This window comes from Streptomyces sp. NPDC001903 (genome assembly GCF_042891345.1).
In the GTDB taxonomy this organism is placed as follows: Bacteria; Actinomycetota; Actinomycetes; order Streptomycetales; family Streptomycetaceae; genus Streptomyces.
The window spans coordinates 414,037-428,455 of record NZ_JBIASZ010000006.1 but is presented as its reverse complement, the minus strand read 5'-3'; the positions used below and the strand labels follow the sequence as shown (position 1 = coordinate 428,455).

The 14,419-nt window shown below is 71.9% G+C and carries 11 protein-coding genes and 1 pseudogene; 4 read left to right on the top strand and 8 right to left on the bottom strand.

The features are described from left to right. Positions 1–204: 204 nt before the first annotated feature. The 6 genes and pseudogenes from ACFYZS_RS17365 to ACFYZS_RS17340 form a co-directional block, all read right to left on the bottom strand. The gene (locus tag ACFYZS_RS17365) at positions 205–1,269 is read right to left on the bottom strand and encodes a BMP family protein (RefSeq protein WP_389012590.1); all 1,065 of its coding nucleotides are present in this window, start codon (positions 1,267–1,269) and stop codon (positions 205–207) included. A 229-nt stretch (positions 1,270–1,498) separates the two neighbouring features. Continuing rightward, positions 1,499–2,743 (bottom strand): amidohydrolase, encoded by a 1,245-nt coding sequence (locus tag ACFYZS_RS17360; RefSeq protein WP_389012698.1) that lies wholly within the window; start codon positions 2,741–2,743, stop codon positions 1,499–1,501. Between the two features lie 137 nt (positions 2,744–2,880). Next, complete coding sequence (locus ACFYZS_RS17355; RefSeq protein ID WP_389012588.1) at positions 2,881–4,092, bottom strand: hypothetical protein; 1,212 nt, start codon at positions 4,090–4,092, stop codon at positions 2,881–2,883. A 93-nt stretch (positions 4,093–4,185) separates the two neighbouring features. Then, entirely contained in the window at positions 4,186–5,097 is a 912-nt protein-coding gene (locus tag ACFYZS_RS17350) for an N-acetylneuraminate synthase family protein (RefSeq protein ID WP_389012585.1), read from the bottom strand. A 20-nt stretch (positions 5,098–5,117) separates the two neighbouring features. Next, positions 5,118–5,864, bottom strand: a pseudogene (locus ACFYZS_RS17345) (cytidylyltransferase domain-containing protein); the annotation flags it as partial. 56 nt (positions 5,865–5,920) lie between these two features. After that, positions 5,921–7,321 (bottom strand): DUF6716 putative glycosyltransferase, encoded by a 1,401-nt coding sequence (locus tag ACFYZS_RS17340; RefSeq protein WP_389012583.1) that lies wholly within the window; start codon positions 7,319–7,321, stop codon positions 5,921–5,923. A 176-nt stretch (positions 7,322–7,497) separates the two neighbouring features. Between ACFYZS_RS17340 and ACFYZS_RS17335 the strand changes: the two genes are divergently transcribed. From ACFYZS_RS17335 to ACFYZS_RS17325, 3 genes are read left to right on the top strand one after another with little or no spacing between them, the layout of a single operon-like run. After that, positions 7,498–8,475: a glycosyltransferase family 2 protein gene (locus ACFYZS_RS17335; protein WP_389012695.1), complete on the top strand. Its 978-nt coding sequence runs from the start codon at positions 7,498–7,500 to the stop codon at positions 8,473–8,475. Beyond that, complete coding sequence (locus ACFYZS_RS17330; RefSeq protein ID WP_389012580.1) at positions 8,475–9,842, top strand: polysialyltransferase family glycosyltransferase; 1,368 nt, start codon at positions 8,475–8,477, stop codon at positions 9,840–9,842. Before ACFYZS_RS17335 ends, ACFYZS_RS17330 begins: the two co-directional genes overlap by 1 nt. Then, positions 9,839–10,954: an acyltransferase family protein gene (locus tag ACFYZS_RS17325; protein ID WP_389012577.1), complete on the top strand. Its 1,116-nt coding sequence runs from the start codon at positions 9,839–9,841 to the stop codon at positions 10,952–10,954. Before ACFYZS_RS17330 ends, ACFYZS_RS17325 begins: the two co-directional genes overlap by 4 nt. 59 nt (positions 10,955–11,013) lie before the next feature. Here the strand turns inward: ACFYZS_RS17325 and leuE are convergent, their stop codons facing one another. Together leuE and ACFYZS_RS17315 are read right to left on the bottom strand one after the other, a co-directional pair. Further along, a complete protein-coding gene (leuE, locus tag ACFYZS_RS17320) occupies positions 11,014–11,667 on the bottom strand; it encodes a leucine efflux protein LeuE (RefSeq protein ID WP_389012574.1) in 654 nt (217 codons plus the stop codon). A 58-nt stretch (positions 11,668–11,725) separates the two neighbouring features. After that, entirely contained in the window at positions 11,726–13,306 is a 1,581-nt protein-coding gene (locus ACFYZS_RS17315) for a methylmalonyl-CoA mutase (RefSeq protein WP_389012571.1), read from the bottom strand. Positions 13,307–13,482: 176 nt separating this feature from the next. Here ACFYZS_RS17315 and ACFYZS_RS17310 point away from each other — a divergent pair, with 176 nt between their 5' ends. Beyond that, on the top strand, positions 13,483–14,361 hold the full coding sequence (locus ACFYZS_RS17310; RefSeq protein ID WP_389012568.1) for a peptidoglycan-binding protein: 879 nt from the start codon (positions 13,483–13,485) through the stop codon (positions 14,359–14,361). Positions 14,362–14,419: the final 58 nt, after the last annotated feature.

Sequence of the window (14,419 nt, the reverse complement as noted above, 5' to 3'; positions counted from 1 at the left end):
GGAGCTGGAAATGCCAAGTTGGCAGGAGGACAGGGCGGGGAGAGAAGGTATCGCGTCCACGATGCCTCTACGCGCGTAGCACTGTCGAAAGTGAAAACTTGCGGCCAAGTGGCCACAAGGATCACAGAACACGGCTCGGGGTCCGGGAGCGGTAGAGACCGCTTCCCGGACCCCGGAGACCACTACTGCATGTCAGAGACGGCCTTACGGGGCGGTCTTGACGGTGATCTTCTTCGCGATGATGTCGGCCTTGGCCTTCTCGACCGCGGCGGTGACGTCCGCCATCTGCTTGTAGGCGGGGTTGGAGTCGGCCAGGCCGACGCCGTCCTTGTCGAGGCCGTAGCGGATCTCACCGGTCTGCGGCTTGCCGTCCTCGACCGACTTGATCAGGTTGTAGACCGCGTCCGGAACGTCCTTGGTGACCGAGGTCAGGATCTTGTCCTTGTACTTCGACAGACCGGCCTGGTTGTACTGGTCGGAGTCGACGCCGATGGCCCACTTGCCCGCGTTGGCGGTGGCCTCGATCGCACCCGAACCGGCGAGGCCGGCCGCGGAGTAGATCACGTCGGCGCCGCCGTCGAGCTGGCCCTTGGCGGTGGCCTTGCCGAGGTCGGGCTTGGCGAAGCCCGAGAAGTCCGGCGGCTGGGTCAGGTAGGCCGACAGCACCTTGGCGTTGGGGTTGGTGTCCTTGACGCCCTGGGTGAAGCCCGCCTCGAACTTCTTGATCAGCGGAACCTCGACACCGCCGATGAAGCCGACCGTGCCGGTCTTCGAGGCCTTGGCGGCGGCGACGCCGGCCAGGTAGGAGCCCTGCTCCTCGTTGAAGACCAGGTTCGCGATGTTCGGAGCGGTCACCGAGGTGTCGTCGATGAGGCCGAAGGTGGTCTTCGGGAACTTCTCGGCGACCTTCTTGATGGCCGGGGCGTAGGCGAAGCCGACGCCGATGACCGGGTTGTTGCCCTTGCGCGCGAGCTCGGTGAGGCGCTGGACCTTGTCCGCCTCGCTCTCGCCCTCGGTGGGCTCCGCCTCGGCGCCCTTGACCTTCAGGTCCTTCTCGGCCTTCTCCAGGCCGGCGAAGGCGGCGTCGTTGAACGACTGGTCGCCGCGGCCGCCGATGTCATAGGCGATGGCTGCGGACTTCGAACCCGACGCGGACTCCGAGGAGGACGCGGTGGAGTCGGAAGACTTCTTTCCGCCACAGGCGGTGGCCGAGAGGGCCAGCGCCGCGGACGCGATGCCCACGGTGGCGATCCTGGTGATCCGGCGCAAGGGGAGGCTCCTTCAAAACCTGACCGAAGCGCCACGACCGGCGCTGGTTTCGCGGCGATCGTAACGCGCGTAGATGTCAGTTAAAGGGCCGTTCATGAGTCGTTATCGGATCGTCGCGAATCGGACAGTGACCGATCGGTAACTCCCCATGCGTCCAGCCCTTGTGTACCAAGGGCTGGACAGGTGTGACGGGAGGCGCTCAGATGTTGTACAAATTTTTGCCCGATCGCTACCCGACGGGCCTGGTACGCCGTCCGTCGAGCAGGGCGGCGGCCGTGAAGAACTCCACGCCGACCCCGATCGCGGACTCGTCCACGTCGAAGTCGCCCCGGTGCAGGTCCCTCTTGGCGCTCGCGCCGGGGGTGTGCACGCCGAGCCGGGCCATCGCTCCGGGCACGTGCTCCAGGTACCAGGAGAAGTCCTCGCCGCCGAGGCTCTGCTCGGTGTCCTCGATCGACTCCTTGCCGAGCCGCGCCGCCATCGCCTCGCGCAGCAGCTCGGTGACCACCGGGTCGTTCACGACCGGCGGCACGCCGCGCACGTACGTGATCTCCGACTTGGCGCGGTGCATCCCGGCGATCTCGTCGATCGCGGCGTGGATCTGATCGGGCGCCTCGTGCCACGCGTTGATGTCCAGGCAGCGGATCGTCCCGGAGAGCTCGGCGTGCATCGGGATCACGTTGCAGGCGTGCCCGGCCTCGATCCGGCCCCAGGTGATCGACATGCCCGAGCGGGCGTCCATCCGGCGCGACATCACGGCCGGCAGGTCGACGGCCACCCGGGCGGCGGCGGTCACCAGATCGGTGGTCAGGTGCGGCCGGGCGGTGTGCCCGCCGGGACCGGCCAACGTGATCTCCAGCCGGTCGCAGGCGGAGGTGATGGGGCCGGTGCGCAGTCCGATCTTCCCGGCGTCGACCCGCGGGTCGCAGTGCACCGCGATGATCCGGCCCACGCCGTCCAGGACGCCCGAGGCGATGGCATCGGTGGCTCCGCCGGGGAGCACCTCCTCGGCGGGCTGGAACAGCAGCCGGACCGGACGGGGCAGCAGGCCCTGCCGGTCGAGGTCCGCGAGGACCAGGCCGGCGCCGAGGACGACCGCGGTGTGCACGTCGTGGCCGCAGGCGTGGGCGCGGTCGGGGGAGGTCGAACGGTACGCCACGTGCGTCTTGGTGTCCGGAATGGGGAGGCCGTCGATGTCCGCGCGCAGGGCCAGCATCGGCCGGCCCCCGTCCCAGGTGCCCACGTCACAGATCAGGCCGGTTCCGGACTTCAGCACGCGGGGCCGCAGTCCCGCTTTCTCCAGCCGGGCCTTGATCGCCGCCGTGGTGCGGAACTCCTGGTGTCCTAGCTCGGGGTGCATGTGCAAGTCCCGGCGGAACTCGATCAGTTCGGCACGCAGGTGGTCCGGAATCTTGCCGGGCAGCTCGGGCCGGTCAGGCGTGCCGGGCAGGGCGGTCTGGGACTCGCGGGACATCAACTGGTTCACCCGTTGAAGGGTAGGCGCACGAATGGCCCAACTGGCCGGAGATCACCAAAAGTTCATGCCGTTAGGGGAAAAAAACCAGACCTCTGGACGCATGACGGGATGCGCCCGGGGGTAAACTCGCGCCCTCATCCGGCCGCGGAGGCCGTCTGGGCAGGCAGTCTGCGCACATCACGCGCGGTCTCGGTGACCCCGGCGAGGAAGCTGCGGGCCCGCGGCGAGGCGGAGCCGGTGAGCCAGGCCGGGTCGACATCGCATACGGCGACGGTCACACCGGTTCCGGTCAGCGCGTACGGCAGGGTGTGGACGACGGTGGACGGAAAGCTGACGATCGTCCGGCCGACCGGTCCGCGCCGGGCGATCAGCTCCAGCGGCAGGTCCGGACGGACGATCTCCAGACCGGTCGCCTCGCTGAGCATGCGCAGCTTCTCCGCGGACTCGCGGCGGTGCGCGAAGTAGCGGGTGGCGCCGTGTTCCAAGGTCAGGGCGCGTACGGCGTCCAGGTAGCGGGCCGGGTCGACGACCCCGGTCTCCACGAGGGAGGTGCCGACGAGGTCGGTGCCCTTGGTCAGGCGCGGCGGGCCGAACCGGGAGCGGGTCCAGGCGAACTCGTTGACCCGCAGCGTCATCGCGCCGTGGACGGTGACCGGCATCGAGCTGAAGACCTCGACGCGGCGGCCCGCGTTCGCGGCCGGGGTGAAGCGGCGCCGGGCGGTGGCCGAGACCGGCGCGTACGCCAGCTCGCGGACCCGGCCGGGCAGGCCGCCGCCGCCGACCCGGTGCCAGCGTACGAGGCGCTCGCCGCGGGCGGTCTGGGCGACGAACTCCATGGTGGCGGTGCCGTCGTCGACCACCACGAGCTCTTCGGCCCGTACGAGGGTGAGCAGGAGCTGCACGTACCGGGAGAAGGGGTCGCCGACCACGACCCGGCGGGCCGCGCGCACGTCCCTGGCGAGCGCGGCGAGCGCCTTGATCGGGGCGAGCCGCCCGCCGCGGGCCTCCTGCCAGACGACCTCGTACCCCTCGTCCCGGGCCAGCCCGGCCATCCGGCGCAGCTGGCCGCGGGACATGGGGTCGGTGGGCGGCAGTACGACGATCCGCAGCCAGGACCCGGCCCCGGCCGAGCGGTCGGGGGCGGGGGCGGCGGCGCTCCCGGCGGTCGCGGCCGCGGCGGCACCGGCGCCGCCGCGGGCGGCGGCCCGGCCGGGCTGGCTCGGGACGGCGTCGAGCAGCGGGGCACCGCCCGGTGCGGACGCGGCTTCGGCGTGCGCCCACTCCAGCACGTTCAGGAGCTGGACCGGACTCTCGACGAAAGCCAGGCTGGAGGCAGAGGGGGTCACCACGTACTCCTCGTCAGGGGCGGGGGCGGAGCGTCGTACCGGACGGAAAGCGGGGCGGGCCGCGGGGTGGGACCGCGGCCGGACCGCAGGGGGTCAGACCGAGGCGAGCTCGCCCTGGACCCGGCGGAGCTTCTTCATGGGGCCGAGCTCGGAGTCGTAGACGCGCTTGATGCCGTCGCCGAGGGCGGTCTCGATGGTGCGGATGTCGCGGACCAGGCGGGTCAGGCCGCCGGGCTCCACGGAGGCGGCCTGGTCGGAGCCCCACATGGCACGGTCGAGGGTGATGTGGCGCTCGACGAAGGTGGCGCCGAGGGCCACGGCCGCGAGGGTGGTCTGCAGGCCGGTCTCGTGGCCGGAGTAGCCGATCGGGACGTTGGGGTACTCCTCCTGCAGGGTGTTGATCACCCGCAGGTTGAGCTCCTCGGCCTTGGCCGGGTACGTGGACGTGGCGTGGCAGAGCAGGATGTTGTCGCTGCCGAGCACCTCCACCGCGTGCCGGATCTGCTTCGGGGTGGACATGCCGGTGGAGAGGACGACGGTGCGGCCGGTGGCGCGCAGGGCGCGCAGCAGCTCGTCGTCGGTGAGGGAGGCGGAGGCAACCTTGTGGGCGGGGACGTCGAACTTCTCCAGGAAGGCGACGGCCTCGGTGTCCCACGGGGAGGCGAACCAGTCGATGCCGCGCTTGGCGCAGTACTCGTCGATGGAGCGGTACTCGGCCTCGCCGAACTCCACGCGGTGGCGGTAGTCGATGTACGTCATCCGGCCCCAGGGGGTGTCGCGCTCGATGTCCCACTGGTCGCGCGGGGTGCAGATCTCCGGGGTGCGCTTCTGGAACTTCACCGCGTCGCAGCCCGCTTCGGCGGCGGCGTCGATGAGGGCGAACGCGTTGCCGAGGTCGCCGTTGTGGTTGATGCCGATCTCACCGACGACGTACACGGGGCGGCCGGGGCCGGCGGTGCGGGAGCCGAAGGTGCGCAGGCGGGAGTTGGGGGTGGCGACGGTCATGGCAGCTGAGGTCCTTCGTTCGGTGCGTGGGGGTGCTGAGGGGAGGTGAAGAGGGGGGCGAGGAGGCGGGCGCGCGCCAGGTCGTGCGGGTCGTCGATCTCCAGGACCCGTGCGGGGTCGGTGGCGACGGGGAGGGTGCGTCCGAAGAAGCGGTGCCGCGCGCCGCGGAAGCCCGCGGCGTCCATGGCGTAGGCGGCGCCGGTCTCCAGCAGGTCCTGGGGCCGGTCCTGGCGGCGGGGGCGGACGGCCTTGTCGTGGTTGACGCCGGTCCCGCCGCTGCCGTCGGCCGCCTCCCGCCACAGGAAGCCGTGGAACGGGGCGACGGTCAGGGCCGAGTCGGCCGCGCCGGTGGCGACGGCGGCGGCGACCGACTCGACGTCGGAGGAGGTCAGGAAGGGGCTGGTGCACTGGACGAGGAGGACGACGTCCACGGTGAGGGAGTGCAGTTCCTCGAAGGAGTCGAGCGCGTGCAGTACGGCCGCTTCGCTGCTCGCGGTGTCCCCGGAGATCGCCGCGGGGCGGCGGATCGCATCGGCTCCGGCGGCGCGGGCGGCTTCGGCGATGGGGTCGGCGTCCGTGGAGACCACGACGTCGGTGACGGTGGCCGCGCCCCGGCAGGCCTCGACGGCCCGTACGACGAGCGGGACTCCGGCCACCTCGGCGAGGTTCTTGCCCGGGACTCCCTTGGAGCCGCCGCGGGCCGGGATCACGGCCAGTACGCGGGGACGGGCGGCGGAGTCCGCCGCCGGGTCCGCGGCGGCGTTCACGGCGGCGTTCACGGCGGCGTTCGCTGCGGTGTTCGCTGCGGTGTTCGCGTGGAGGGTCACAGCTCCCCCATCCGGCGGATCATCGGGGCCACGCGCTGGACTCCGTGCCGGTACGCCCCGCGGGCGGCCTCGCGCAGGTGCGAGCGGAGCCAGCGGCGCAGCCGGGACTCCCCGCCGCTCTCGCGGACGGCGCCGGGCAGCGGGGTCCCGTCGGGGGCGAGGTGGTGGCGGGCCAGGATCCCGGGGAGGTACCCGGGCGCGGTGACCTGCGTGTAGTAGGGGGCGACGGCGGGGAGCACCGGGAGGTCCAGCAGTTCGCCGAGCCGGGCGCGGGCGTCGGTGAAGGGGTCCTCGCCGCCGGAGGCGCCGGAAGCACCGGAGGCGCCGGAAGCGCCGGAAGCGCCGGAAGCGCCGGAGGCCCCCGTCACGCCCTGGTCGGCCAGCCACTCCGGGTCCCCCTGCGGGAGCAGGCCCGCGTCGAGCTGGTCCCAGGAGGCCAGGCAGCCCGAGCCGAGGAAGTGGTGGTTGCCCAGCACCTCGCGGACGCCGAGGTCGGTGAGGACCGCCGTCGGGATCCCGCGGTGCAAGGACTCCAGGGCGGCCGTGGAGGAGACGGTGACCAGCAGGTCGGTGCCGTCCAGGACCTCGCCCATGTTCCCGTACACCAGGCGGCAGTTGGCGGGCAGTCCGCCGGGGATCCGCTCGGCGAGCCGCTGGTACGGCTGCTCCTCCAGGTGCGTGGTGTGCTCCCCGGGCCGGCTGCGCAGCTTGATGAGCACCTCGCGCTCCGGGTGCAGCCGGGCGTGCCGGGCGGCCCGCTCCAGCAGGTAGGAGCGGTCGGCGCGGCTCTCGGGAACCGAGGGCTGGACGGCGAAGACCACGGTGTGCGCGCGGCTGCCGGCCTTCTCGTACGCCGCTCCGTCCAGGAAGGGCAGTGCCGTCTGCGTGACGGCGGCGGCGTCCGCGCCGACTCCCGCGTAGACCGCGCGGAAGCGTCCGGCGTCGTAGCGGGAGTTGGCGAGGACCAGGTCGGCCCCGTGGCGCAGCAGCAGCCCGTCGGCGAGCTTCTCGTATACGACGCCCACGTACCCGGTGACGAGCACCGGGCGCCCGGCCGGCTCGGGCCACAGTGCGCGGACCCCGTGCAGGACGGCCTGGACGGCCCCGCCGACGAGGGCGAGGACGACGACGTCGTACTTCTCGCGCTCGATCTCCGCGAGGAACTGTGCGCAGGTCACCTCGGAGAGCCGGTCCGCGCGGACGCCCACTTCGCCGAGCTGGCGCGCGGTCGGGGTGGCCCGGCCGCGGAGCAGGAATCCGGTGAGGTGCGGCTCCGGCGCAAGCCGTCGGGCGGTGAGTGCGCCCCATTTCCATCGCGTATCGGAATCGGCGAGTACGGCGACGCGGAGGGCGGTCCGGGGATGACTACGAGATGCTGCGCGATTACTGGCTGGCACCCGGCAGAAGCTATTCCGCAATTTCGGTGATCGGCCCAACGAGCGCACAACAGCGGGTTAACAACCCGTCTACGCCATGCGAAACCGCACCGGTTAACGCGCCCGCCCCGCTTCGTTCACATGGAATCCGCATACGGGCCATGGTGAATGCCGACCAACGCCTTAATGTCTCGCGGGTGCTCAAGCTCTCTGTTGTCGTGCCGTTCTACAACGTGCAGACATACGCACCGGATGCCCTGAAAAGCCTCGAACTGAACGCCCGGGACGATTTCGAGTTCCTGCTCGTCGACGACTGCTCGACGGACGGCACGCCCGAACTCCTGGAGCGGGCGGCGCGCGAGCTGCCGGGGGCGGTGCTCCTCAGACACGAACGGAACGGCGGCCTGGCCACCGCCCGGAACACCGGCCTGGACGCGGCGCGCGGCGAGTACGTCACGTTCCTGGACGGCGACGACTGGCTGGCTCCCGGCCACCTCGCCCGCACACTGGCCGTCATAGAGGCCCTGAGCTGCGACTTCGTCCGAAACGACCACGTCCAGGTGACCGGCCGCGCCCGCAGCGTGCAGCGCGTCCCCTCCGGTCCGCAGCTGGTCGTCGGCGATCCGCGCACCGGGATCCTGCCCTCCTCCCGGGCCACCTCGGTCGACTACCCGTACGCCTGGGCCGGCATGTACCACCGGCGGCTGCTGGACCGCGGGCTGCTGCACTTCACCGACGGGCTGCGGACGGCGGAGGACCGGCCGTGGATCTGGCGGCTGCACCGGGGGGCCGATTCGTTCGCGGCGGTCGGGCTGCCGGGGATCTTCTACCGGCGCGGTGTCGCGACCTCGCTCACGCAGATCAAGGACGAGCGCCAGCTCGATTTCATCAAGGCTTTCGACCAGGTTCTGGCCGATACGGCCGAAGACCGGGAAAGTGATCTTCTGCTCCCGAAAGCCGTCCGAACATATTGTGCAATTATCGCGCACCATATCGGGACCATCGAAAGGTATGAGCCGGTCGTGGCCAAGAAACTCCGTTCGATGAGCACGGCCGCGCTCGGACGAATGCCCCAGGACGTACTGGACCAGGCCCTGAACGCGATGGACGCCGACCGCGCCGGAGTGCTCCGCCGCCTGCGCCGCCGGCCCGCACGGGCGGGAGCCGCGCTCTGATGGCCGCTCACGACAGCCTCCCCTGCACGCAGATCTTCCTGGCCTCCACCCTCTACGGGACGGCCACGCTCGCCGCCGGCATCGACGCGGGCAGCTTCCCGCCCGCCACCCGCCGCATCCTGCTCACCAGCAACCACGCCCTCACCGCCGAGGTCTCCCCCGGCCTCGCCGACATGCCGGGCTTCGCCGCGCTGAGCACCCGCTTCGACGAGGTGCTCGACTGGAACGCCGCCATCGCCCCGCAGCACCCGAGCGCCTGGGCCCCGCGCCCCGAGGACGTCCCGCTGTGGGAGCGCCAGCTCCGGGCGATCTGGGGACTGGGCGAGGACCGCGTCGAGATCATCGTGGAATCGATCCAGGTCCCGCCCGCCCGGACCCTGTGCACGCTGTTCCCCGGCGCCGCCGTCGACGTCTACGCCGACGGGCTGATGAGCTACGGACCCACCCGCTTCCGCCTCGACCCGCAGCTCGGCATGCGGGTGCGCCGCGTCCTGCACCTGGACCTGGTGCCGGGTCTGGAACCGCTGCTGCTCACCGAGTTCGACGTACGCCCGGAGCTGGTCCCGACCCCCGACTTCCTGAAGGTGCTCGCCGAACTCCCCTCGTACGGGCCCGAGCTCGACGGGGTCGGCGAGGCCCCGGCGCTGCTGCTCGGCCAGTACCTGTCCGCGCTCGAACTCCTCTCCCCGCAGGAAGAGGAGGAGCTCCACGTGGAGATGGTCCGCGGCGCATGCGCCCTCGGCCACCGCGAGCTCGTCTTCAAACCGCACCCCAGCGCCCCCGCCGCGTACTCGCGCCGCGCCGAGGCCGAGGCCGAGCGGCTCGGCGCCCGACTCACCGTCATGGCCACCCCGGTCCTGGCCGAGACCCTCTACCAGCGGCTGCGCCCGGCGCTCGTCGTCGGCTGCTTCTCGACCGGGCTGCTGACCGCCGCCACCCTGTACGGGCTGCCCGTCGCGCGCACCGGGACCGAGGCCATACTGGCCCGCCTCACCCCGTACCAGAACAGCAACCGGATCCCGCTCACGATCGTGGACGCGACCCTGCCCGCCCTCGCGGACGCCGGGGCCGTCGCCGGCTGGAGCACGCCCGGCCCCGAGGAGAACGGGGACCGGCTCACCGGGCTGCTCACCGCCGTCGGGTTCACCATGCAGCCGCAGATCCTGGCCCCGCGCCGCGCCGAGGCCGAGCGCTACCTGGCCGCGCATCTGGACGACCGGACCTGGCGCTACTTCAAGCGCCGCCGGCTGACCACCCTCGGGCTGCCCGGCGGCATCCCGGCCCAGCTGTCCTTCCTGCCGCACAGCCCGGCCGTGCGCCGCGTCGTGCGCCGGCTGAAGCGGCTGCGCGCGGCCCGCACGCGGTGACGGGGACCGCCGGCGCGGCCGCGGTCCCCGCCCCCCGGGCCCGGGACCGGGAGCGGGCGGCGGGGGCGGGGTGCGGGGCGGCCGGACGGCTGCGGGCCCTCGACGGCCTGCGGCTGCTCGCCGCCCTGATGGTCGCCGGGTACCACTACGGTGGCCGCGGCGGGCAGATCTCCCACGCCTGGGGCGCCTCGCCGCGGCAGCTGTTCCCCGCCGCCGCGCCCTGGCTGGCGTACGGCTGCCTCGGGGTGCAGGTCTTCTTCGTGATCAGCGGTTTCGTCATCTGCCTGAGCGCCGAGGGGCGCTCGGTGCGCGCCTTCGCCGCCTCGCGCGCCGCCCGGCTCTACCCCGCGTACTGGGTCACGCTGGTCCTGGTCGCGGTGGGCGCCCGGGCCGTGCCGCCGTCGGACTTCCTGGTCAACCTGACGATGCTCCAGCAGCCGCTGGGGGCCGACCGGGTGCTCGGCGTGTGCTGGACGCTCTGGGCGGAGCTGCGGTTCTACGTGCTCTTCGCGCTCTGTGTCGTGCTGCCGGGCGGGGGCCGCCGCCGGACCCTGCTGTTCTGCGCCGGCTGGATGCTGGCGGCGGTCCTCGCGGACGCGGCCGACCCGGGCGGGAAGGGGTTCCCCGCCCAGGCCCTGATGCCGGAGTACGCGCCGTTCTTCATCGGCGGCATCGGCCTGTACCTGGTGCACCGGGACCCGCGGGACCGGCTCGCCTGGGCGGTGGCCGGGGCCGGCTGGCTGCTCGGGCAGCACTACGCGGTGGCGGGGCTGTGGCACGCGCCGGATCCGCGGTTCTTCTCGTACCGCAGTGCGGTGGTGATCATCGCGGTGGTCACGGCCGGGTTCGCGGCGGTGGCCCTGGTGGCGCTGGGCCGGCTCGGCCGGGCCGGGTGGCGGTGGCTGACCGTGGCCGGGGCACTGACGTACCCCTTCTACCTGGTCCACGAGCACCTGGGCTGGGTGGTCATCGCCGCCCTGCACCGCCGGGCGGGACTGCCGCCCGGGGCGGTGTTCGCGCTGACGGTGGCGGCCATGCTGGCGCTGGCCTGGGCGGTCCACCGCGCGGTGGAGCGCCCGCTGGGCCCGCGCCTGCGCCGGGCCCTGAGCTGACCGCAGGCCGTGCCGGGGCAGTCCCGGGTCGGCACCCGGCACTGCCCCGGGGCCGACCGCTAGCTGACGGCGAGCTTGGCGGCGAAGCCGAGGAAGAGCACGCCCGCCGCCGAGGTGGCCCCGGCCGAGAGCCGCTTGCGGCGGCGGAAGGCGGCGGACAGCCGGGTCCCGCCGAAGATCAGCAGGGTCAGGTACAGGAAGCTGCCGAGCTGGAGCAGCGCGCCCAGCAGCAGGAACGAGAGCGCCGGGTAGGCGTACGAGGGATCCACGAACTGCACGAAGAAGGAGACGAGGAAGAGGATCGCCTTCGGGTTGAACAGGCTGATCAGCAGCGCCCGGCGGTACGGCCGCTCCCCCTCGGCCGCCTCGGCGGCAGCGGGGGCCTCGGCCCGTTCGTCCCGCTCGGCCCGCGAGCGCCACAGCGCCCACGCCCCGCGCATCATCCCGACGGCGAGCCAGGTCAGGTACCCGGCGCCGAGCAGCTTGACGATGCCGAAGGCCACCGGGCTGGCCTGGAGCAGCGCCCCGGCGCCCGCGGCGGAGAGCACCATCAGCACGGCGTCGCCGGTGAAGACCCCGGCGGCGGCCTTGTACCCGGTCCGCACCCCGCGGCGGGCCGCGACGGAGAGCACGTACAGCGAGTTCGGACCCGGCAGCAAAATGATCAGTATGAGCCCGACGAGGTAGGTCGGCAGATCGGTGACACCCAGCATGGGCAGGAGTGTCCCATAGGGACGCACCTGTCGTGGCCTACGCTTTCCATTAAGTACGTCACCATGTGGAATCCGCCGGTTCGTACGTGCCCCAGACCTCCCGCAGCGCGTTGCAGACCTCACCCACCGTGGCGCGGGCGCGCAGGGCCTCCTTCATGGGATGGAGCACGTTCGCCGTGCCGGCCGCCGCCTCCCGCAGGGCGCCCAGCGCCGCCGCCACCGCAGCGTTGTCGCGCTCCGCGCGCAGCGCCGCCAGCGCCTCGCGCTGGCGGTTCTCGATCTCCGGGTCGACGCGCAGCGGCTCGTACCGCTCCTCCTGCTCCAGCGTGAAGCGGTTGACCCCGACCACCACCCGCTCGCCGCCGTCCGTCTCCCGCGCGATGCGGTACGCGTTCCGCTCGATCTCCCCCTTCTGGAAGCCGGCCTCGATCGCGGCCACCGCCCCGCCCAGGTCCTCGACCCGCCGCATCAGAGCGAGCGCCGCCTCCTCGACCTCGTCCGTCATCCGCTCCACCGCGTACGAGCCGGCGAAGGGGTCGACGGTGTGCGGCACGTCCGTCTCGTACGCGAGCACCTGCTGGGTGCGCAGCGCGAGGCGGGCCGATTTCTCCGTCGGCAGGGCGATCGCCTCGTCGAAGGAGTTGGTGTGCAGCGACTGGGTGCCGCCCAGTACCGCCGCCAGCGCCTGCACGGCCACCCGTACGAGATTCAGCTCGGGCTGCTGAGCCGTCAGCTGGACCCCGGCCGTCTGGGTGTGGAAGCGCAGCATCAGCGACTTCGGGTTCCGGGCCCCGAACTCCTCGCGCATGACGCGGGCCCAGATCCGGCGCGCGGCCCGGAACTTCGCGACCTCCTCCAGCAGCGTGGTGCGGGCGACGAAGAAGAAGGACAGGCGCGGGGCGAACTCGTCGACCTCCATCCCGGCCGCCAGCGCGGTCCGCACGTACGCGATCCCGTCCGCCAGCGTGAAGGCGATCTCCTGCGCGGGCGAGGCCCCGGCCTCGGCCATGTGGTAGCCGGAGATGGAGATGGTGTTCCAGCGGGGGATCTCGGCCTTGCAGTACCGGAAGGTGTCGGCGGTCAGCCGCAGCGAGGGCCCGGGCGGGAAGATGTACGTGCCCCGCGCGATGTACTCCTTGAGCACGTCGTTCTGCACGGTTCCGGTCAGCTGCGCGCCCGCGATCCCCTGCTCCTCGGCGACCAGCTGGTACATGAGGAGCAGCAGCGCCGCCGGGGCGTTGATCGTCATGGACGTGGAGACCCGGTCGAGCGGGATCCCGTCGAAGAGCACGCGCATGTCCTCGACGGAGTCGATGGCGACGCCGACCTTGCCGACCTCCCCGTGGGCGAGGGGCGCGTCGGAGTCGTGCCCCATCTGCGTCGGGAGGTCGAAGGCGACCGACAGTCCGGTGCCGCCGCCGGCGATGAGCTGCCGGTACCGGGCATTGGACTCGGCCGCCGTTCCGAAGCCGGCGTACTGCCGCATGGTCCACGGCTTGCCGGTGTACATGGTCGGGTAGACACCTCGGGTGTACGGATACGCCCCTGGTTCGCCCAGTTTGACCCCGGGATCCCACCCCGTCAGATCGCCCGGCCCGTACACGGGTTCGATCGGGATCCCGCTCTCGGTACTCGCCATGTGACCAAACCCTCCATGGAGCAAACGGGCTCGGGGCTGATACAACTCCCCGCGGCGGCTCCGGCTGTCGTCTGACGGCCGCTGGTCACAATGGCGCAACATCCCTGGATCGTCTGCAACTGTCCACGCCCGCCAGGCATCACCTACATACACGACGTAGAAATCGGGGGACTGCAATGCTTCGCCAGAGAGTCATAATCCGCACGCTCGGGGTGGCCACCGCCGTCGCGCTCGCCGCGACCGCCTGCGGGCCCCAGAAGACGGAGCCGGCCGGCTCCGCTTCGAAGGTTCCGTCCGCGTCCGCGGCGGGTTCCACCCCCGAGACCTCCCCGTCCGCGGACAACAAGCCCGCCGACGCCTCGCCCTCGGCCTCGGCTTCCGCCTCGCAGTCGGCCTCGCCGTCCGCGTCCCCCTCGCCGACGGTCAAGGCCATCATGGCCAACGGCGACGAGAGCGAGCAGGTGCGCGAGCTGCAGGCCCGCCTGAAGCAACTCAAGTACATGACGGTCGCGCCGACCGGCTTCTACGGCTCGAAGACGACCGCCGCGGTCAAGTCCTTCCAGTCGAAGAACGCCCTGACGGCCTCGGGCGCGGTCGACGAGGCCACCTGGAAGAAGATCCAGAGCGTCAGCAAGAAGCCCACCGCCGAAGAGCTGCGCCCGCCGACCGTCAACGAGGTCGACGCGCCGGACCCGCGCTGCATGACGGGCCGCGTCATGTGCATCAGCAAGGAGAGCCGCACGCTCGCCTGGATGATCGACGGAAAGATCATCTCCACCATGGACGTCCGTTTCGGCTCCGAGAACACCCCGACCCGTGAGGGCCAGTTCAAGGTGGAGTGGAAGGCCAAGGACTGGACGTCGACGATCTACCACACGCCGATGCCGTACTCGATGTTCTTCAGCCAGGGCCAGGCGGTGCACTACTCCGCCGACTTCGCGGCCCGCGGCTACGCCGGCGCCTCGCACGGCTGCGTGAACGTCCGGGACAAGGGGAAGCTCGCGTCGCTGTTCGAGCAGGTGCAGGTCGGCGACAAGGTCGTCGTCTACTGGTGATCCCCGATGGCCGGGCGGTGCCGGTGATCCCGGTGACCCCGGTGATCCGGTCTGTGAA